This window comes from Paenibacillus sp. 1A_MP2 (genome assembly GCF_052244825.1).
Taxonomy (GTDB): domain Bacteria; phylum Bacillota; class Bacilli; order Paenibacillales; family Paenibacillaceae; genus Paenibacillus; species Paenibacillus vandeheii.
In genome coordinates, this window is the sequence record NZ_JBQQCS010000001.1 from 2,192,972 (window position 1) to 2,213,785 (window position 20,814).

Sequence of the window (20,814 nt, forward strand, 5' to 3'; positions counted from 1 at the left end):
AAAGGAAGAGTCCTTCATGATCGATTTAAATCCATCCTCGAACAGCGCTGCTCCGAGTGAGCTCGGCTCAAGCCTTGGCAAGGCTCCCGGTTCGGGAACAAGGTTCGACCGCAAGGCTCGTTTAAGGTGGTCCAACAAACTGTTTCGTATGGTCTGCATCGGCAGTACACTGTTTGTTTGCCTGGTCCTGTTATGCATTCTGGTTCTTATGCTTCGCACAGGCGTGCTCACCTTTGCGGACGTTTCCCTGACCGAATTCTTCTTCTCCACCAACTGGGACCCGGAAAATGAACATTACGGGGCGCTAATCTTTATCCTGGGAACGCTGGCCTTGACCGGTCTTACCATGCTGTTTGCCGTTCCGATCTCCGTCATTATTGCCGTGTTTTTGGCCGAGATGACGCCAAAATGGCTTCGCCAAACGCTGCGTCCTGTCCTGGATTTGCTGGTTGGTATTCCTTCCGTGGTGTACGGTTTCTTGGGACTGACAATTCTCATTCCCTGGCTCCGGAATCTCAGTGGACATGATCTGGCGGACGGTTTACTTGCGGCGTCCATCGTTCTTACGATCATGGTTCTTCCTACAATCAGCCGGATCAGTGATGATGCTATATCCGCTGTACCGAACAAGTACCGGGATGCTGCATATGCACTCGGTGCCAACCGGTTTCAAACTGTAATCCGTGTAGTTTTGCCTGCGGCGAGAAGCGGGATCATGTATGCTGTCATTCTCGGAATGACCCGCGCCATTGGGGAGACGATGGCTGTAGTAATGGTTATCGGGAATACGGCACAGCTTGCAAACAGTCTGTTCACGCCCACCGCAGTGCTGACCAGTAATATTGTCATGCAGATTTCTAGTGTGGAATTCGATTCGATCTGGAATCATGGCCTGTACATGATGGGCTTTATCCTGCTCGCCATTTCCATCTTGATGATCGTAGCAGTGAGAATGCTTCAGAAGAAAGGGGGACACTCCTCATGAGTATAAAAAGCAGGCAACTCCGGTCCCCACCTATTCATTTGCCAAACGGCGGAGCAGTTCTATGTTCATGGACAAGCTTTTTACAGGTTTGGTATGGGGTATAGGCATTATCGTCATTTTATTTATCGTCGGCTTGTTGTTCTTGCTTCTGGAAAAGGGGCTGCCTTTGCTGAGCTGGGATTTCCTGTACGGGGTGCCGAGCGAGATTGAAGAAGGGGGCGGAATTGGCCCGGCGCTGTTCAACTCGTTTTATGTGTTGATTCTCTCCCTGCTCATCTCCATTCCGATTGGCATGGCAGCCGGAATCTATCTGGCAGAATTTGCGCCAAACAACAAGCTCATGGAGATCGTTAGAATTTGCGTGGAGGGTCTGTCTTCGGTGCCCTCCATCATCTTCGGATTGTTTGGGATTGCGCTGTTTGTCGAGTATTTTGAGATTGGTCTTACGATTCTGGGCGCAGCGGTCAGTCTTGCCTTCCTGAATCTACCTGTGCTCACCAGAGTGACGGAGGAATCGGTCAAGGCGGTTCCGGTTGAACTTCGCAATGGATCCTTTGCGCTGGGTTCCACCCACCTGCAAACGATTCGTCATGTATTGCTGCCTGTAGCCCTGAACGGAATCATGACAGGCATCTGTCTGACAGCAGGACGGGCATTCGGGGAGAGCGCGGTCATTATTCTAACCGCAGGGGTATCCACTTCAGGAGAGATGTGGGACTTCAATCTGTTTTCGCCGGGAGGAACCCTGGCTGTGCATCTGTGGTACATCCAATCGGAAGCGATTGTGCCGGATGCGGAGGAAATTGCCCAGAAGGCTACGGCAGTGCTGATTTTTGTGGCCTTGCTCATTAATATTTTGTTCCGTGTGCCACTTTGGCTGAATGCACGCAAAACACAGGTTTAAGACGTCAAAGGCGTACGCACCAGACCTATCGGGTGGGTGCATCGCATTCAATAGACGCATCACACATCACACCAACAGAATATAAGAATCTTATGGAGCTCACCGTATTCATCCAGCAATATACTCTAATTCAACACCGGGAGGGCACGTTGTGCAGCCAATCATTGAAATCAACAAACTGAATTTATATTACGGCGAGTTCCAAGCGCTTAAGGATGTTTCCATTGAAATCCCGGAGCGGGCCATTACCGCTTTTATCGGGCCGTCCGGGTGTGGGAAATCCACGCTGCTGCGTACACTCAACCGCATGAATGATCGGATCCCTGGAACACGGATCGAAGGTAAGGTGGCTGTGGGCGGAACGGATATCTACAATGGTGAAGTGCATGTGGAATCCTTACGCAAGAAAATCGGAATGGTGTTTCAACAACCGAATCCTTTTCCGAAATCCATCTATGAAAATGTGGCCTTTGGCCCAAAACAGCACGGTATTCATGGCAAAAGAAGCTGGATGAAATTGTGGAGCAGAGTCTTCGATCCGCTGTCCTGTGGGACGAAGTGAAGGATAACCTGAAGCGTTCAGCGCTAAGCCTGTCCGGAGGGCAGCAGCAGCGCCTCTGCATCGCACGTGCACTCGCGGTCGAGCCGGACATTCTGCTGATGGATGAAGCTACCGCATCGCTCGATCCCGTCTCGACGTTCAAAATTGAGGAACTGACGCATGAATTGAAGGAACGCTATACCATCGTGATGGTTACGCACAATATGCAGCAAGCAGCTCGGGTTTCCCAGCAGACGGTGTTTTTCCTGAATGGGGAGGTCGTGGAATACTCCGCTACCCAAGACATGTTCGCCGAGCCCGTTGATTCGCGTACGCAGGACTATATTAGTGGCCGATTTGGTTGAGTATGAATTTTTAAGAGGTGGAAGTCTTTCAGACATGATCTGAAAGGCTTTTTCTATTTTCGATTATTCCAACAGACCACGTTGTTTCAGTAATTGTGTCGTCACCTTCCACAGCTTGTTTTGCATTCCAGCATCTCCGCCCGGATACACAGGAGTAATGGATGCCCCGCTTCCAACATTGAAATATCCTCCCGAAACTTCACTATATTCCGATTCCACTGCCAAACGAGTCATGATATCCGCACCCCGCCGTGGGTCGCCGATATGCAAAAACGTTAGAATATGCTCAAGCACACTCGCAAACCATAACTCTCGTCCAAGACCTGTAACATTAAAACCTGGATTCAAAGCATTCACTCGAATTCCAGTTCCATCCCATTGACGGGCAAGCTCGCCAGTAAACATAATATTGAGCAGTTTGGTTTTGCCATAGATGGCGGAGGAGCCGCGTGCAGTAAAGGGATTGGTATCCGTCAAATCATCGGGCAGCATCAGTTTTCCATGATTCCGCGAGGCTTCAGATGCAACATTGACGACTCTGGCGTGGCCTGCCTGAACCAGAGACGTATGCAACGTGTGCGTTAGGAGCCAAGGAGCCAAATAGTTCACGGCCATCATCTCGGAAAACCCTTCGGAAGTGACTCTTTGTTCAAAAGCATGAAGACCCGCGTTATTCAAAAGAACATTGATACGCGGATAAGTGGCTGCAATTTCAAGCCCTATACGTTTTACATCGCTCAGTAAAGACAAATCTCCAAAGAAAAAGTTGATCTTGGCAGATGGCGCAATTTCCCTGATTTTGTTTCTGGTGGTCTCGGCGCGTTCTTCGCTTCGGGCTGTGAGTAAAAGGTGTGCACCGCGTTTCGCAAGTTCCATGGCAGCAAGCTGACCTAAGCCGCTGGTTGCTCCGGTGATCACAATAATGGGGTGTGTTGTTTTCATAATGAGGTCTCCTTTTGACACGAATAGGGTTGGAATATATAATGGACATAAATCAACTATAAATATTAATTGATATTTGTCAACTATATATTTAAAATCCTGTTTTGCTGTATCGAGGAGAGGGGAACCATAATAATGAGTGAAAATCCAGTTAAAACAAAAGACAGAGAAACCCTGGAACTGGCACTTGGTGAGCAGATCCATGCGCTAATTAGTGCTTCGCATGCGCTTAATGTTCGATCTGCCGAGCGTTTTGATGCGACTATGCAGCCTGCCGCTTTTCATTTGGTGCGGTGGTTGTATTCTTACGGTCCTACAAGCGCAGCAGCTTTGGCAGAAGCGACGGCAATGGACCGCAGTTCGGTAAGCCGTCTGATTAAACAACTTGAGAAGGCAGGGTATGTAAGCAAGGAGCCGGACCCCGAAGATCGGCGCGGCGTTTTGTTGTCTTTGACGGAGCTTGGTCAACAATCAACGGTGGGTGCGCTCAAGGAGAAGGAGTCAACTTTTTATGAACGCATATCGGGATGGAATGATGAAGAACTGGAACGTTTCACCTCTATGCTTCGGCAGTTTAATGGGTTTAATGGTTAGTGAGGGGGATCCTCACAGTTTCCAAGGAAGCTGTGGAGGCTTATATCTGAAAAAGGTAGTGTTTTCTTTTCCATCGTTTTTTTCTCATTTAGTGACCTCCACTACCTAGGGAATCATTCCCTTATAGTTGATGTCTTTTAATGACATGATCTCGTCGGATATGTTATTGAGTTTGGCTGAATAAGGTTTGATCGCTTGAAGGAATTCATTAAGAATTTTCTTGCGATCCTTATCAAAGGTGGCCAACGTTATGTAATTCTCTTTTAATACATTATCGTTCTTTACGACTTGTTTAGAATAACTAACTGAATTACCATAATCGATTAGATACGTAGACCCCGTGAATTTGCCGCTGGTTATTGTGCCTTTGGAGAATTCGGATGGTTTAATCCCCATATATATATCTGAAGAATCGTGTTTCTTTTGAAAACTGATAATCGTGTCAAAAAAGTACGGGTCCCCGCTTACCTTTCCATTGAAATAATAATTTTCGAGAGTAATTGTCGTCGTGTGATCCTTATACCCTAATGAGACAATATCTGAAGAGTGGATTGCGTAATATCCCTGAGACATCTTGCCTTGATTGAATGTTCCATCATTAATTGAGTTTATGTAACTCCCAAGTATAGGGTGAACTTCACCATCAGCAGTGAGATACTGTACTTCTAACCATTGCGTAATTTCTTTTCCTTTGCCATGATATGTACCATTAATCCACGATCCGGTGTAGGTTCTTGTAGTGAATTCACCTGTTCCGTGACCCATGTTAGATTCATCATAATCATCAAAGGGCACACCCGCACCTTCGACTAATTTATATGTATACTTGCCTTTACCTTGCCGCCTTCCATTCACCCAGTCCCCTGAGTACATTTCAGATTTCCCCAGCGGGCGGTTCCTTTTCCATGAGGCTTCCCGTCTAGAACTTCGCCATAATACGTTGATCCATCGGACAGTTTTAAGGTTACTTTCTTCAATGCTGCTTCTGTTGGAGCAGAGCCTAGTAATAGTAAAATTAAAGCTATAATAGTTAGCCCCAAACCTGGATAAAATCTTCTCAAAAGTGTGCAACTCCTTCTATGTATCTTGTTCTATGTCTAATGAGCCAGTGCCATCTTCAACATTATCGGTTTATTGGGAGAATATTTCTAGTTAAATATTAAGTGGAGAATGCCCACATTTCACAACTCGTTAACTCTCGCTTCACAGAAGTAAACATGTAAAAGCTAAGTCAAAATCCAGTCCAAACCCAGGGTACTTACGGATTCAGGACGCATTGCGCCTATGCATTCGTAGGTTCTTTTTTTTATATCCGGCCAATGCTCTACGCTCAGATGTTTACAAAGCCCTTCATTATCAGCTCTTTATCGCCCCTGTTACGCCAGTCATCTTCCTAATGATCCACTAGCTGTGGTGGAACTTTCCTGAATGGTGAACAAAATCTGAATTTTTATTCACCCTCTTGCAACCTCTCTCTAGTACATTTCAACTCCTCAATATGGAGTAAGACAGAGCATGATTTTCTTAGATACAGCAAAAAGAATTCGTTAACGAAATGTAAATCGATGCAGGGGGATGTCAAATTTTTAATAGGCGCTTTCAATGCGTTGACCCTGCCCCCCAAAGTCTCTTATATTATTCCCGACACAACAACTCAGAACGGGTGGTGGGATGATTTTGTTCAATAATAAAGGAAAGAAAATGCTCGCTATGCTTACGCTTATACCACTGGCTACAGGCCTGGTTATGGGTGCTTTTCCTGCTGCAGTAACGTATGCAGATGCGGGAGATAACACACCAACCAACAGCTCGGCAACAGGTTCATGGCAAACGGGAGATTTGCACGTACATACCTTTGAGTCCGATGATGCGCAGAATTCGCTGGAAAATGTACTCGACGCGGGTCTGACGAAGTATGGTCTGGACTGGATCGCGCTTACGGATCATTTGCGGTTATCCAAGCGGGATCACAACGGAGTAGACATTCCAGGCGGATCGATTCCGATGTCCCAGGGGATGAACGAATATCAGGTGCCACAGATCAAAGCACTTCAGGAAGCAGGCAAATACGCAGGCAAGACGATTTTCTCCGGTTTCGAATGGGACATGCCGACGCATGAACACGTTGGAGTGGGGATTCTGACGGATGAGCCGAATTCGACCGAAGCGCTGGAAGCTGCAAACGAATTTGAATATCGTTTTACCAATCGGGATGCGAATCTGTTCGATGCGGCTGACGTAGCGAATTGGAATCTGACGGGGGACGTGCCTATACGACTCATCAGGATGCACTGGCTGCTATCAATTGGCTGGCAACCAAGTATCCAACGACAAGTTATGCGATGATCAACCATCCTTCACGCGGCAAAAACAAATATACCATCGCGGACTTCCGTGAGTTCAACGATCTGGCCCCGCAAGTTGTATTCGGGATCGAAGGCATGCTGGGCAACCAGATGGAACCGGATCGCGGCGGGTATAACACAACATACAACGTTGCTAATCCAACAGCAGATGATGGATACAAATATCGTACATACGGCGGTGTGGACTATATGGTCGCCAAGGTGGGCGGTCTGTGGGATGCATTGCTGGGAGATGGGCGTCATTTCTGGAACTACGGCAATTCGGACTACCATTTCAAGACCATTGGCACGAATTCCAGCGGTTATTTTCCGGGAGAATATGCCAAGACTTATTCGTGGGTTGATGGTACAGGTATGCAAGCCGTGCTGGAAGGACTGCGTTCGGGAAAATCATTTTCCGTATTCGGTGATCTGATTAACGCACTGGACTTCACGGCTTCCGGCGCGGGCACTCAGGCTGAAATGGGCGGAGATCTGGGTGTGACCCAAGGCGACGAAGTGGAACTGAAAATCCGGTTCAAGAGTCCAACCACGAGCAACAACTATGAAAAACCAATCAACAGCGGCACGTCTGCTGGACAAATACCGGTGGTTGATCACGTTGATCTCATCGCGGGAGATGTGACGGGCAAGGCGGAGAAGGGCACAGCTGCCTATTCCAAAGACACTAATGACTCTACTAAAGTACTGGCAACCTTCACGTCCAACGATTGGACGACAGATGCCGAAGGTTACCATGTCATCACGTACAAAATCAAAGCCACCGACCAGGATAAATATTATCGCCTGCGCGGTACAAATCTGGGTATGAACGTTGCTGGTGAGACTGTAGATGGTGAACCGCAGCTTGATCCCAAAATCACAACAGCTGATGCAGAGACTCGTTTCAACGAGATCAATGATCAGAACTATCGCGATCTGTGGTTCTACTCCAATCCGATCTTCGTGAGTGCTACCCCTTACAGTGATGCACAGGCGGTAACGGATACGCTTCAAGCGATTGATCTGGGTGATCTGAACGCGGTCACTTCCGACCTTACCCTTCCTGTTGAAGGAAAACATGGAGCCACGATTAGCTGGTCCAGCTCAAACCCGGAATTGATGGATGCACAGGGAAACTTCTGACACAGCCTGAGAATAATAAGCGACTGGAATTGACGGCAACGGTACAACGTGGCAGCGAAACGGATACAAGAACGTTCACTGTCATTGTGGAAGGAACAAATAATCAGGTATTAGTGTTAAAAAGCAAGATGACCACTGCTGACAGCGAGCCGTATCATACGGATACATGGACAAACCAGTCCGTAACGGTTAGTGTAACCAGCGCAGTTTACGCGCCAGCCACTTCGGCGACGATCGAGCTGTCTCTTGATGGAGGTCAGACGTATGAGCCATATACGGAGAATACACCTTTGGAGATAACCGAGGCTGGAGAGCATAAGCTGTTATTCAGAGCGACAGACGATTTGAACGAAATGTATACTTTACCTTTGGTGGTCAAAATAGACCGCGAAATCCCTGTCATCACCCTGCAAGGCAGCAGCCAGATGACATTAACGGTGGGAGATACGTATAACGAGCCTGGAGCACAGGCTGCCGATAATGTGGGCATCCGTGGTTCCGTGCAGATTGCCGGCACAGTGAACACACAAGCAGTGGGGATCTACACCCTTCGTTATAACGTGAAAGATATTGCTGGAAATGTGGCACAAGAAGTGACACGTACGGTTACCGTGCAAGCCCGTTCGGGCAATGGCGATGGTAATGGGGCAACTCAGGCGGGAATTCTGGGGAAGCACACCAAGTGTGCCAACAACGCCTACCGTTCCAACCACACCAACCAACCCGGATACGGGGTCAGATTCATCAACTGAAGTGAAAGTAGAGGTCGAAGCGAATCAACCTGTACAAACGGGTCTCAAAGACATCGTGCAATTCAACGCTCCGGCTGGAGCCATTGGGGAAAAAGATACATTGCAGCTATCTGTCGTGTCCAAGGACCAATTGCAGAATGCAGCTTCGCTGAACGTATTGAGTCAAGCGGTACAAATCAGCCGCACTGGCGGACGGACATTGGATGAGCAGGCAGCACTTAGCTTGCAATATGACGCTTCCAATCTACCTCAAGGAACACAGCCAGCAATCTACTATTATAATGAAGCTCGTCAGAGCTGGGTATTTGTCGGCGGGAAGACAGACGCAGCAGGAACGGTAACGACGAATGTGAATCATCTGGGAACCTTCGTGGTGTCCAGTTACGTACCAGCCAATTTGTCCGATCTGAACGGACACTGGGCATCCGACTATGCAGATCGTTTGATTGGCATGGACGTAATCCAGGGGTACACAGATGGTACATTCCAACCATCCAAGAAGATTACACGGGCAGAGTTTGTTACGTTGATCAGTAAGGCACTGGCCTTGAAGTCTGTGCAGTCGGATACGACATTTGCAGACCAAAGCAATCTGCCAGACTGGGCGAAGAGCGACATCGCCGCAGCAGTACAAGCCGGAATCGTGAAGGGCTATGGAGATAACACATTCAAGCCTAATCAGACGATCACTCGTGCCGAGATGGCTGTGATGATGGCGAATGCGCTGAAGTTAAGTGCAGATGCACAGTCGGGAGCGAGTGGAGATACTGTAAAACCAAGCTTCACTGATGCGACGCAAACGCCGTCTTGGGCGCAGGAAGCACTGAATACAGCCGTTCAGGCCAAGATTGTGGACGGATATACCGACAATACGGTTCGTGCTGGAAATATGACGACCCGTGCGGAAGCCGCAGCAATGATCTATAAATTGTTGATGGCGATGTACGTGTAATCTTAATAAAAGAATGATAAACAAAGGCCACCTGAGAGGGATGGCCTTTGTTTATTTTATAGTTAACTCATATATTTCAAATAAATGATTATTTACTTGTCTCGTCCAACTTTCAATTTTATCACCTACATTAACATCGTTGAAATCAGCTTCGATTCGCATTTTACTGAATTTTGCATCTGCTTGATAGAAGTCACTCGAAGTAACATAAAACCTCGAATTTTTTGTTACATTCAGATATTCCCCATTATCTAGGACGATGGAGTAAAGTACCTTGTCTCCGTCTACTTTACTGTTTTGCTCTTTTATTTCAACGACGGTGCCTGTGTAATATTGTTGTTCCTTTGCTGGTGAAGGCCATCCTTTCATAATATCCGAAAAAAATACAAAATAGACAACTACCAGAAGCATCACGACAAAGCTGCTTATCCAGACAAAAGGCCCAATTTTTTTTGCTTTCAATCTTTTCATCCTTCCTCAATGTACTTAACAGTATGTAGCATTTATTATGTAAGTGAAAGCAATCCAAAACGAAAGTGTCACGAATAGTGAAATATATGCAGCCAATCCTGGAGGGCAAGGGATGGAATAATTAATTCTATAACAAAAAGATAGGAACAAATAAGGCAGGCAGCAGGTTCAATACCTTGATAATTGTGATTTTCAAGATGTTTAACCCCGTACAAAGCGCAGGATGCCACCAATCAGAGTAATTTCGTTCATGATGTTCGTCGTCATGAAGACGGATAAGAAATCAGCCGAGAAGAAGACCAGGACTGCGATGACCAATAGAATGAACGCCGAAAGATGATGCCGATACCGAAGGTAGAAGCCAGAATCAATGACGTAATGCCCGAAAAAATCGTATTGATTTTCAAAAAGTTGTTATCCCCCTGTAGTGCACTTTGGAGTGGTCCCAGGATCGGGATCGATCCCACGCACAGCAATGATATGGCAACAGTTAATCCTTCATTTAGCCATTGGATGAGAATTTGGTCATGATGTTGGACAAGATGTTCTCAAAATTAATCAGTTGCCCAGTGATCCTGCCTAAGGTCAGGAAGATGATAAATATAATCTGATATTGGCTGGTTGATATGCTGCTCATGGTTGTACTAATGCCTATGATGAGTGCACTGATTCCAATCACTTGATTCAAAATGGATTTGTATCCGTCATTCATGAACTTTTTGGAGATGGCTCCAAGGGTACTTTCGCATATAATTAACAATTGATCAATATACCAAGCATGATTTCACTCCTGATCCTTTTCTCAATTCTGAACTCACCAAACTGAGTTTAGAACATCGTCTACTTCTTTTATTCTCGTTACAGATGGTGTTTGAATTAGATTTCCTTTGACCATGACCGTAGAGATGTCTGACAAGGCCTCAATATGTTCCAGAGGATTTTGCTCCATAATAATCAGATCGGCATGTTTTCCGATATCCATTGTCCCTGTAACATCGTCAACACCGAGGATCTTCGCATTGGTTCGGGTCACCATGTCAAGGACCTGTTTGTTGTTCAGATTGGTCTGTCTCATGTAGTGATCCATCTCTCTCCACATATCATAGTGAGTCACATAAGGCATGGCGGCATCAGTGCCGATACCAATGGTGATGTCGTTTTCGATCGCTTGTTTTACGCCTTTGAGCATGGAATCGTAGACCAGTCTGGAATTCTCTTTTACCGTTGCACTTACCTTCGTTACGCTGGTATCCAGTGAAGCGGATGGATAAGCGGCTTGCAGGGTGGGGATGAGTGCGGTGTAGCCATTCAGGGCATTGGGATTATTTTTGTACAAATGGATGATTTCGTCGTCCATCTCCGAACCATGCTCAATGGTATCGACGCCACCCTTCAACGCAACCCTTACGCCTTCCGTGCTTTCCACATGGGCTGCTACCCGCAAACCGATCTTGTGGGCTTCATCGCAGATCGCTGCAACTTCGTCCACCGTCATCTGTAAACGGCCAGCTTCGCCCACCATTTTTGCATCCGTCACGCCACCCGTCACACAGATTTTGATCAGATCTACGCCGTGTTTCACATTTAGCCGTACATTTTTCCGTGCTTCCCACGGGGAGTCGCCCACCAGAGCGAGGAATGGAGCACCATGTCCACCCGTGACACTCAGGAAAAAACCGGATACGAGCAGATTGGGGCCGACAAAGTCACCATTATTAATCTCATCCCGCAACCGGACGTCCGTGTAAAAGAATTCCCCCACACTACGCATCGTTGTCACACCCGCATGGAGTGCGGTCAGGGCGTTGCGTTTCATTCGTTTTTCAAAACGTTTTTTCAAAACGTTTCTACCAAACTTGGTGTTCAATATTCGATCATAGGCAAACTGCAACAAGCCTTCACTAACGGATAGACTGAACGGTTTACCATCTGCAAAGAGGTGCACGTGTGCATTAATCAGTGCTGGCATCACGTATTTCCCTGAGAGGTCGATTGTTGTGTAGTGTCTAGGGATAAGTAGTTCGTTATATTGGCCGATATCCTGAATAAGTCCTTGTTCATTGACGAGAATGGCCATGTTTTTTTGCAGGTTGCGACTTGAGTCGCCGTGGATCAGATTGACGTTTTTCAATGCGTAAGCGGTGTTCATGTTATGTCCCTCCTTTGGATGTAGGTGAGGCTATAAAAGTCTTTTATCGTGTACATGTATGTTCAACTCATCTAGTTTGGATAGGACAGTAGCTTGTATTGGTTAAATGGTAGAGAGCAGTTTTTGTCTAAAAGTGAATTATAAATTCATTTTTGAATCAAAAAAATAGAGTGAATCGCGGTGCTTATTTTTTGCGTGCAAACCAAGTAGAAATTCATCTAATCTGCACGCTGTGCGACGACTGGTGATCTTTCGTAGGAAAGGGCTTGTAGGCCTTCGAGCATTATTCGTTCAAACTCTTCATGCCGTACAGTCTGTATACATACAACGCTTCAAAAATTTGCTTCCGGCTGTCCTCACTCATATCCCGCTTCAACAGTTCCAAGTTCATATCGATTACATTGTGCGCGAGAATGTTCAGCAAGATCAAGTTCTCCTCAGTGCCAATCTCATACCGTTTATATTGATTTTTGAGATAGGCCTTCTTGGTTTCGATCATCAACTCGACAAGTTCATTCTTGGCGTTGGTGTAGATGGTGCCTTTATTCTTTTCGAAGATGATGACAATCTGATTCCGGTATTTACGTAGTACATCCACCTGTTCCTGCAACAGCGCCGACTTCCGCTCGCTATCCGTTTCCTCGAACAAGGTCTGGTTATCAAAGTGAATCGTCTCCACCAACACATTCTTTAAATAATCCACCAGATCCGGCGGCACGACGGCGTAGAATAGTTCTTTCTTGTTCTTAAAATAAGTATAGATATTGCCCACGGAAATATTGATCTCATCCGCGATATCGCTCATCTTGGCATCCACATAGCCTTTTTCAAAAAAGACCTTGAGCGCCGCGTATTCAATCTCTTTCCTGACTTCGTCTTTCTTGGCTTGCACCATTGGAACGACTCCTTAATAGTGAATGGTTGGTTCGTTATTAGGATAGGCTTTTTTGAGGGGGGTTGTCAAATGTGATAGTGTTGAGAAAATTAAATGAATGTTGATAATTTTGTGTTAAGTAATGGAATAATTAATCATATTTCACTCCACTATTAATTGAAACGTTATATAATAAACAATATAGGAGGTTAATAAATAATTAGGAACAAGTGGAATTAAATGTTGAGAAGGGATGATATTATGGAGGCTTTCTACAATCCAGTTATTGCTTTTTCAGGTTTTTTAGGTACAGTTGTATTTTATGTCTTTACTACATATTTAAAAATGACTAAGAATCCATTGCGTTTCTTTGTGTCACTTGAGGAAATATTTTATATGGGAAGTACAATGAAATTTTTTAGATTTGCATACATATGGACTTTAATAGTAATAAGTGCAGGAATTTACGCTGTACTAATGTCTTCTTCTCTTTATAAATGGATGAGCAATGAAATTGTATTTGTTTTTAGTAACGTAGGCTATGCACTTTTTTATTTATTTTTCTTTCTAGCAATTATTCAAATTTTATCATTTAAAAAAATGCAGAGTGCTATTACTTCTTGGGCATATAATAAAAAGAGTACACTAAAAAGAAGAAAATGGTTAATACTTGGCTTAATGATTTTCATTTTGATATATTTAGTCCACTATTCATTATTATATGGTTGGGTGATAAATAAAATTCTAAGTATGCAAGGGAACGTTCTAGGTGAAAATGCAGATGATCCACTTAGTGTGTTGTTATTAATTAGAGATTTTGACCCTTCCACTATTAGTGCCTTAGTGATGATTACAGTTTTATACTTTTTTTTGCTTTTGCGGACAAAAAAGTTATTTAAATATATTGGACACTCGCAAATCTCAGCCAACTTCATACTAAAGGATGGAACAGCCTTTAATAATAAACATATAATTCATACAGATATAGATAAAAGTTACTTAATAGCAGATTCATCTAATGTTTTTGAGTTGAATAAAGATTTAATTCCTAAAGATAATATTAATTTTATAAGTCATAATTACTTTTATTCTAGCTTAGGAAAGATAAGTGAACTTCATGATTCGAAAGAATTACAGATAAACATGCTAAATTCTGAGGAGAGTTCAGTAGTAAATTCACTCCTCAAAAATAATAAAAAATTTGATATTAAGTAATATTGTATCTATTACGCAATGGCGTACCACATTCTCTCATTGGATGTGATATCTTCTCCTTAACAAAGGAGTGGTGACATGACAAGTACCAACAGCGATGACCTCGCTTTGCAGTACGTACAACTCATCGAACAAGAAGACGATTACGTGGCCCAACTGATCACATGCAACAAACTCATTCTGGACGCCATGGACATTATCGCAAAGCAAGCAGGTGTGCTAGAGATGGATACCGTGAAACAAGCAGCATATCACCTTCATTCCATAGAACAGGATTTGAATCGAAAGTTATTTGAAGTTCGACTGGAGAAGAGCATCTTGGCCCATCAAATGAGTCAGTATACATAAAGTCACCTTAACTAAAGGACAGTGCAGGATCATATAAGATGATCTTGAACTGTCTTTTTGCCTTTCCATCCAAACGATTTTTGCTCCCAATTTAGCATTGACTTTCCTCCCGAATCCCCTACGCTTCAATTATTAAAATACTTTTAAAAACATTCATTGAATGGTTCGAGATGAACGGAAGGAGGCATACAACTAACGATGTTACCTACATCACACAACACCCAACAGGTGAAGCGGATCAACGTTGAACTTGTGAAGAACACACTCCGGTCGATGGGCGTAGGCACCAAGGCTTCCATTGCGAACCTGACCAAACTCAGCGTTGCGACATGTGGCACGATCCTGAACGAACTGCTTCAGACCGGAGAGATTATCGATCTGGGCCCGGACGAATCGAGTGGGGGAAGACCGGCGAGTCGGTATCAATTCAATGCGGACTACGCCAGTGTACTGTGCCTGATTATTCGAACGGAGGGCGGCATTCACTCGATCACACATACATATGCCAATCTGAACGGTGAAATGGCGGACAAACAGACTTTCATTTTGGATGAGATTAATGTAATGGTGGTAGAGGATTTGATTGCGAGTCTGATCGAAAAGAACCAAAATGTGCAGGCCATTGGCATTGGTATACCAGGGGTGGCACACAACGGTGTGATAGGCATTTGTGATGTGTCGGAGTTGGCGGGTCAACCGCTTGGGCCAAGGCTCAAGGAACAGTATGATGATGTTGAAGTTGTCATTGGCAACGATATGAACCTCACGGTGTACGGATTGTACAACCAGCAGCAGTTTGAAGAAGAGAAGAACTTCGCGGTAGTTACGTTTCCTGAGAACCATTTTCCGGGTGCGGGCTTTATTATTGACGGTCGTCCGCTCACAGGGAACACGCAATTTGGGGGCGAGGTATCTTTTCTGCCTTTTGGCGTGTCACGGGAAGAACAGCTACGGATGTTGAAAACAGCGGAAGGGTTGCAGGAACTGGCGGTACAGACACTGGTATCCATTATTGCGATCATTAATCCGGCTACGATTGTCGTAACAGGGGATACGATGGACCCGGCCATGCGAGATGGCCTGACGCAAGGTTGTCTGGATCGAATGATTCCATTGGATCATATGCCGGAGTTGATTATCCAGAGAGACACACGACGCGAATATGTGACTGGGCTGGTTGCCGTGACGCTGGAGAGCCTGACCTACCGCATCCAGGTCATTGAGAAGCAATGGTAGACGAACATTGATTAGAAATATGATCTATCAACAGATCAGTAAGCTAACAATCCTTTTATATAAAATGAACTATTTCATTAAACAGGTAACGGAGAGGACAGAAAAAAACTGGAGAAGCGGAGCGGTCGCCTAAAAGCTTTCTGAAAGAAAGCTACATCGGAAGCATACGCTTATCACCAGATTTCCCCTTAGGAAAAGGAATCGAAAAAATCTGGGGATAACAGCGATTGGAAGGTTGTTCTGTCATCGGAGTGTCCGCGTTAATGACCTTTAGGTTCAACTTATATAGACACAATGGAGGAACTTAATTTGAATCAGCAAGCAGGTACGCAAGGGAACAAACGAAAGTTTAACAAGCTGTACGCCATGCAACTGGCAACGATTTTTCTGGGATTTATCGTATTCGGGATATCGGAAAATATTAAGGGACCAGCCATCCCGCGCATTCAATTTGACTTCAATCTGGATGAGAAACAGCTCGGAACGTTATTGTCCCTGAACGCACTGGGTTACCTCATCGCCTGCTCCTTCACCGCCATCCTGGTGCGTAAATGGGGCATCAAGGCGGTTAGCATCATATCGTTTGCATCGATGATCCTCTCGGGTGTGTTCATTTATGTGTCTCAAACATATCCACTCTTTGCTTCATCGTACTTCTTCATGTATATCGGTAACGGCATGCTGGAGATTGCGCTGGCGATTCTGGGGGCGCGGATCTTTGTGAAAACACAGGTACGATGATGAACCTGTCCCATTTCTTCTATGGGTTAAGTTCAACGGTAGCACCTTTGCTGGCGACAGGGGTGATGTCGTTGAGCGTGTTTGGACACGTACTGGACTGGCGCGGCATGTATCTGGTGATGTTGTCACTCTGTCTGCTGCCGATCATCGCGGCGCTCCGCAGCAAATTCCCGGGGACGATCTTCCCCATGAAGATCGGACTTCACTTAAGACGTTAACACGTGATCCTGCCCTTTGGCTGATGGTGCTCATTCTTTCTTTTGGCGTGGTATCGGAACTGGCGGTAGGTGGTTGGCTCGTTAACTTTCTGGAAAAAGCCTACGCGTGGGACACGGTCAAAGCCTCCGGGTTATTATCTGCGTTCTTCCTCACGTTCTCGCTGGGACGCCTGCTGCTTGGACCATTGACTGACCGGATCGGATTTGTATTGTCACTGATTCTGTTCTCGGCTTTCTCGGGAGTATGTACATTCGTGGCGCTTGCAGGGGGAGAGCGTCTTGCGATTTTCTTTGCGATATCTGGCGCGGGCATAGCGATGATCTATCCAACAGTTATGGCGTTTATCGCACGCAGATATCCGAACGGCAGTGACACCGCGATTACATTCACGGTTACCTTGATGGGGGTTGGTAGTGTCATTGGTAACTATGTGATTGGCTGGGTGATTGAAGGTGTGAAGAATATGTATGGTTCAACGACTCAGTTGGGGCTGCTGCGCGGACTTCAGGCGGGATATGGATTCATCGGTTTATGTGCTGTGATCTGTGCGGCATCTGGAGTGGTGTTATATGGGTATTTGAAACGGAAGCAGGAACTGATTTAGATCTCTTTTATTCAGTAACAGAAATCAGAGAATGAACTCAACAAATAAAGGGATGAGCTGACGTAGTTTCTTTAAGTAAGCGGTAAAAGATAGGGAAAATACATTAAAGAGCAGGGACTTCGGTATCCTGCTCTTTTTGTTAAGCTATGCCTTGGGAACTAACATATATTTCAAATAAATGAGTTGTAGTTCTTTCATAGCGTAAAAAAAAAAGGTGGATTTATGATGGGATATGTAAATTCAGGGTTTAAGTCCTATTTTTTTGAAGTTTTATAGAACTATATGAAAATATTTATTGCGCATATGAGAACAAAAGTGACAAATACTTCGACAAAATAGTAAATTATGTACGAATTGACAAATGTAAAAGAGATTATATAATGTGTGTATCTACAAGGTTGTACATGAAGTTACAAATGATTCCAAAATAACGAAACGGCGGGAGTGGGCAAGGATGTGGTTTTTGGTACTATGGTTGCTGGGTCTAATCTCAGGGGGAATTCATCTCTACATGCTAGGGTTTCCGGGGGAAATGAGCGAGATTAGTAGAGTACTGCTGCTTCATCAATTTGTGGTCACATTTGGATTGGTTGGAGTTATTGGCTACGTTGTCAACATAGCCAGAGCCGATCAGACTGCCAAAATGCTGGGATGGCCTGGCGGACCATTTCAGGTCAAGTATGGTTTTTCTCAGGTTGGGCTGGGTGTAATGGGAATTATGGCGATCTGGTTTCAAGGGAATTTTTGGGTAGGCGTGCTGGTAACGATGTACATATACGGTTTAAGTGGTCTTTGGTCACATACTTATGTCATGATTAAAAATCGCAAAGTAGATGGAGACAGCATCGGTAATCTAATTATGGATGTTGTGTATCAGACCTTTATCACGGTTCTATCCATTTGGGCCGGCGGAATTTGGGTAATGCACTAAGCTGTTACTGGATTTTTGCTTTATTAGCTAAATCTCAACTAACGAACGAGGTGTGGTCACGATGAACCGGAAAACCGTTGAACTCTCTGAAACGCAAAAAGGAATCTATTTCGATTGCCAAATGAACGACCCTACTTCGTATAACATCTCTGCTTCGATACAAATTAAACCATTGCAATTGGATATGTTTCATCGGGCCATCAAATTGCTCATGTATGAACAAGTGGTGCTGCGTGCCCGGATCGAGATACAACATGATGTACCGGTGCTGGCTGTTCATGAAGATATGGATCCTGTGCTTGTTTTCCGGGATCTGAGCGGCGAGAAGCAGGAGGATCTGAAGGAAAAGCAGCTAAAAGCATGGATCGGGGAATGCATCGGAACTCCCTTTTCTCTGGAGCTAGGACCTCTGTTCCGCTTGATGGTTGTTCAAATGGACGAAAGCCGTCATATCCTCACCCTGTGTATTCATCATCTGATCTGTGACGGGATGTCACTTGAATTATTGAAAAACAAACTGATACATCTATACGATTGCCTTCTGCTGGAACAGCCAGTGGAGGTAAAGCAGGATGAGGGATTCATCTCCTACGTTGAAGCTGAAAATCAGAAACTGCAAGACAACCGGTACCATCGGGAACAGATGTACTGGATGAACAAAATGAAAAGGGCAGAGCCTCTGGCGTTACAGCATGATTTTCCTACAGGCGCTTCACAAGAGGGCCTGGGATGTGAATTGCGTTTTGACATTTCGGAATCGCTGATGACGGATATCACACAAATATCCAAAGACGACGAAGTAACGGTATTTATGTTCTTTATGGGCGCCTTTGCCATCCTCATGAATAAATATACGGGTACACAGGATATTACGTTTTCTTCCCCGTATTCTCATCGGCCAGGGATGGATTTGGAAGAAACAATCGGTTGTTTTGTCCATATGCTGCCCATGCGTTTTCACCTTGACCTCGAATCGACTCTAACACCTCTGCTGCAACAAGTAGCCGCAACCTGGATCGAGACTTACAGACATATCGGGTACCCGAACAACCTCATCGTCAGGGACAGTATGTTACAGGCTCAGCCAGGATCACCTTCGTTGTTTGATATCTCCTTTGTCTATGATTCCTACGAAGAAGAAGATGCTTTTGAAACGCGTATGCTGGAACAGGACCAGGTTACTTTTCCAGGTGATCTGATGGTCGTCCTGAATCGTTCACCTCAAGGTAATCAATTGAAGCTTCAGTATAAATCAAATCTCTTCCATGCGGATTCCATGAATCGTATGGGTCAGCGGTTCCTGTATTTGCTGGAACAGCTGGTGGCCTCTCCTGAGAAGTCCATCCGTGAGTTCAGTCTGCTGATGCAGGAGGAGAGAGAGACCCTGCTTCACGAGTTCAATCAAACTGCTTATTTCCCGTACATCCCGCAGCATATTATCGATGTATTCCATGAGAAAGTTGCACGATTCCCGGATCGCGTGGCCCTGCTGGAAGGCAACCAACGCCAGACGTATGTGGAGGTCAATACCCAAGCGAATCAACTGGCCAATCAGATCATGGCACGAAAGATAAAGGATAACGAAGCAGTCGGCGTTCAAATGCCCCGCAGCTCGGATCTGGTGATTGCCTTGCTTGCTGTATTGAAAGCAGGATGTGCTTTTGTCCCTGTGGACCCGGCCTATCCATTATCCAGAAAGAGCTACATTGTATCGGATGCAGACATATCGATCGTGCTGGCCATCCAGCCTGAAGAAGAGGACAAGATGCTGGATGTGGAATATATCTACACGGCAGACGGTCATGCCTACACAGGAGATAGCTCCAATCCCGAACATGTACTCAACCCGCATAGTCTTGCCTACATCATGTACACCTCGGGATCAACAGGCAAACCGAAGGGAGTTATGATCGAGAATCACAGCGTGGTGAACACACTGCTTGATCTGGAGCGGCGCTTTCCGGTGCAGGCCGGTGATGTGTATTTGCTGAAAACGGCTTATACCTTTGATGTTTCCGCGACAGAACTGTTCGGCTGGTTTATGGGAGAAGGTGCCTTAAGCATCCTTGAGCCTGGAGCAGAAAAAGATCCTCTCCGTATTGCATCCACCGTCGCGGCACATCGGGTAACGCATATCAATTTTGTCCCTACCCTATTCCGTCTTTTTCTGGAAACGATGGAACTGCGTCCAAACCTGTCGCCGCTTGAAACGTTGAAATGGGTGTTTGTTGGCGGAGAAGCCGTTACACCGGACATTATTCAAAAATATGACAAGCTGGGCATACGGGCAAGTCTGGAAAATGTATACGGCCCGACAGAGTGCACCATCTGGGTATCTCATTATGCCTTAAGCAACTACGAGGGCCCGGGCAATGTTCCGATCGGCTTCCCGCTTAATGAGTCGAGATGGTATGTCGTTGGAAGTGATGACAGCCTTCAGCCTGTCGGCATTCCCGGGAATTGTGCCTGAGCGGTGTTGGACTTGCACGCGGATATCTTA

General features: G+C 45.4%; 19 protein-coding genes and 2 pseudogenes. 14 read left to right on the forward strand and 7 right to left on the reverse strand.

Translation table 11 applies throughout. From position 1 onward, the window contains the following. Positions 1 to 16: 16 nt before the first annotated feature. From pstC to pstB, 3 genes and pseudogenes are all read left to right on the forward strand, one after another. Positions 17 to 985 (forward strand): phosphate ABC transporter permease subunit PstC, encoded by a 969-nt coding sequence (pstC, locus tag ACTWJ7_RS10800; protein WP_301878197.1) that lies wholly within the window; start codon positions 17 to 19, stop codon positions 983 to 985. Between the two features lie 67 nt (positions 986 to 1,052). Beyond that, positions 1,053 to 1,889: a phosphate ABC transporter permease PstA gene (gene pstA, locus ACTWJ7_RS10805; protein WP_443145412.1), complete on the forward strand. Its 837-nt coding sequence runs from the start codon at positions 1,053 to 1,055 to the stop codon at positions 1,887 to 1,889. A 151-nt stretch (positions 1,890 to 2,040) separates the two neighbouring features. Further along, positions 2,041 to 2,795, forward strand: a pseudogene (gene pstB, locus ACTWJ7_RS10810) (phosphate ABC transporter ATP-binding protein PstB). A 63-nt stretch (positions 2,796 to 2,858) separates the two neighbouring features. On the opposite strand, the gene ACTWJ7_RS10815 reads toward pstB, so the two are convergent. Continuing rightward, entirely contained in the window at positions 2,859 to 3,737 is an 879-nt protein-coding gene (locus ACTWJ7_RS10815) for an SDR family NAD(P)-dependent oxidoreductase (protein WP_301878195.1), read from the reverse strand. Between the two features lie 135 nt (positions 3,738 to 3,872). Here ACTWJ7_RS10815 and ACTWJ7_RS10820 point away from each other — a divergent pair, with 135 nt between their 5' ends. Beyond that, on the forward strand, positions 3,873 to 4,331 hold the full coding sequence (locus tag ACTWJ7_RS10820) for a MarR family winged helix-turn-helix transcriptional regulator (protein ID WP_301878194.1): 459 nt from the start codon (positions 3,873 to 3,875) through the stop codon (positions 4,329 to 4,331). A gap of 105 nt (positions 4,332 to 4,436) precedes the next feature. Here the strand turns inward: ACTWJ7_RS10820 and ACTWJ7_RS10825 are convergent, their stop codons facing one another. Continuing rightward, positions 4,437 to 5,204 (reverse strand): hypothetical protein, encoded by a 768-nt coding sequence (locus tag ACTWJ7_RS10825; protein WP_443145413.1) that lies wholly within the window; start codon positions 5,202 to 5,204, stop codon positions 4,437 to 4,439. A gap of 804 nt (positions 5,205 to 6,008) precedes the next feature. Here ACTWJ7_RS10825 and ACTWJ7_RS10830 point away from each other — a divergent pair. From ACTWJ7_RS10830 to ACTWJ7_RS10845, 4 genes are read left to right on the forward strand one after another with little or no spacing between them, the layout of a single operon-like run. Beyond that, positions 6,009 to 6,677: a PHP domain-containing protein gene (locus ACTWJ7_RS10830; protein ID WP_443145414.1), complete on the forward strand. Its 669-nt coding sequence runs from the start codon at positions 6,009 to 6,011 to the stop codon at positions 6,675 to 6,677. Then, on the forward strand, positions 6,578 to 7,822 hold the full coding sequence (locus ACTWJ7_RS10835; protein WP_443145415.1) for an immunoglobulin-like domain-containing protein: 1,245 nt from the start codon (positions 6,578 to 6,580) through the stop codon (positions 7,820 to 7,822). The genes ACTWJ7_RS10830 and ACTWJ7_RS10835 overlap by 100 nt, the downstream gene beginning before the upstream one ends. Positions 7,823 to 7,851: 29 nt before the next feature. After that, positions 7,852 to 8,574, forward strand: coding sequence for an immunoglobulin-like domain-containing protein (locus ACTWJ7_RS10840; protein ID WP_443145416.1), 723 nt, complete (start codon positions 7,852 to 7,854; stop codon positions 8,572 to 8,574). Continuing rightward, positions 8,507 to 9,526, forward strand: a complete 1,020-nt coding sequence (locus ACTWJ7_RS10845) for an S-layer homology domain-containing protein (RefSeq protein ID WP_443145417.1) — start codon at positions 8,507 to 8,509, stop codon at positions 9,524 to 9,526. The genes ACTWJ7_RS10840 and ACTWJ7_RS10845 overlap by 68 nt, the downstream gene beginning before the upstream one ends. A gap of 51 nt (positions 9,527 to 9,577) precedes the next feature. Here the strand turns inward: ACTWJ7_RS10845 and ACTWJ7_RS10850 are convergent, their stop codons facing one another. The 5 genes from ACTWJ7_RS10850 to ACTWJ7_RS10870 form a co-directional block, all read right to left on the reverse strand. Continuing rightward, a complete protein-coding gene (locus ACTWJ7_RS10850) occupies positions 9,578 to 9,988 on the reverse strand; it encodes a hypothetical protein (RefSeq protein WP_301878191.1) in 411 nt (136 codons plus the stop codon). Positions 9,989 to 10,260: 272 nt separating this feature from the next. Then, positions 10,261 to 10,464 (reverse strand): DUF554 family protein, encoded by a 204-nt coding sequence (locus ACTWJ7_RS10855; protein ID WP_301878446.1) that lies wholly within the window; start codon positions 10,462 to 10,464, stop codon positions 10,261 to 10,263. A gap of 35 nt (positions 10,465 to 10,499) precedes the next feature. Next, on the reverse strand, positions 10,500 to 10,757 hold the full coding sequence (locus ACTWJ7_RS10860; protein WP_301878190.1) for a DUF554 family protein: 258 nt from the start codon (positions 10,755 to 10,757) through the stop codon (positions 10,500 to 10,502). Positions 10,758 to 10,811: 54 nt separating this feature from the next. Continuing rightward, the gene (locus ACTWJ7_RS10865) at positions 10,812 to 12,146 is read right to left on the reverse strand and encodes an amidohydrolase family protein (RefSeq protein ID WP_443145418.1); all 1,335 of its coding nucleotides are present in this window, start codon (positions 12,144 to 12,146) and stop codon (positions 10,812 to 10,814) included. Between the two features lie 283 nt (positions 12,147 to 12,429). Continuing rightward, complete coding sequence (locus tag ACTWJ7_RS10870; RefSeq protein ID WP_301878187.1) at positions 12,430 to 13,041, reverse strand: TetR/AcrR family transcriptional regulator; 612 nt, start codon at positions 13,039 to 13,041, stop codon at positions 12,430 to 12,432. 240 nt (positions 13,042 to 13,281) lie between these two features. Here ACTWJ7_RS10870 and ACTWJ7_RS10875 point away from each other — a divergent pair, with 240 nt between their 5' ends. From ACTWJ7_RS10875 to ACTWJ7_RS10900, 6 genes and pseudogenes are all read left to right on the forward strand, one after another. Continuing rightward, positions 13,282 to 14,235: a hypothetical protein gene (locus ACTWJ7_RS10875; protein ID WP_301878186.1), complete on the forward strand. Its 954-nt coding sequence runs from the start codon at positions 13,282 to 13,284 to the stop codon at positions 14,233 to 14,235. 78 nt (positions 14,236 to 14,313) lie between these two features. Continuing rightward, a complete protein-coding gene (locus tag ACTWJ7_RS10880) occupies positions 14,314 to 14,583 on the forward strand; it encodes a hypothetical protein (protein ID WP_301878185.1) in 270 nt (89 codons plus the stop codon). 198 nt (positions 14,584 to 14,781) lie between these two features. Beyond that, positions 14,782 to 15,819 carry an ROK family protein gene (locus ACTWJ7_RS10885; RefSeq protein ID WP_301878184.1) on the forward strand — a complete coding sequence of 346 codons (1,038 nt, stop codon included), beginning with the start codon at positions 14,782 to 14,784 and terminating at the stop codon, positions 15,817 to 15,819. A 366-nt stretch (positions 15,820 to 16,185) separates the two neighbouring features. Beyond that, a pseudogene (locus ACTWJ7_RS10890) lies at positions 16,186 to 17,383 on the forward strand (MFS transporter). Between the two features lie 454 nt (positions 17,384 to 17,837). Further along, entirely contained in the window at positions 17,838 to 18,314 is a 477-nt protein-coding gene (locus ACTWJ7_RS10895) for a DUF6790 family protein (protein WP_179132915.1), read from the forward strand. Between the two features lie 61 nt (positions 18,315 to 18,375). Beyond that, on the forward strand, positions 18,376 to 20,784 hold the full coding sequence (locus ACTWJ7_RS10900) for a non-ribosomal peptide synthetase (RefSeq protein WP_443145419.1): 2,409 nt from the start codon (positions 18,376 to 18,378) through the stop codon (positions 20,782 to 20,784). Positions 20,785 to 20,814: the final 30 nt, after the last annotated feature.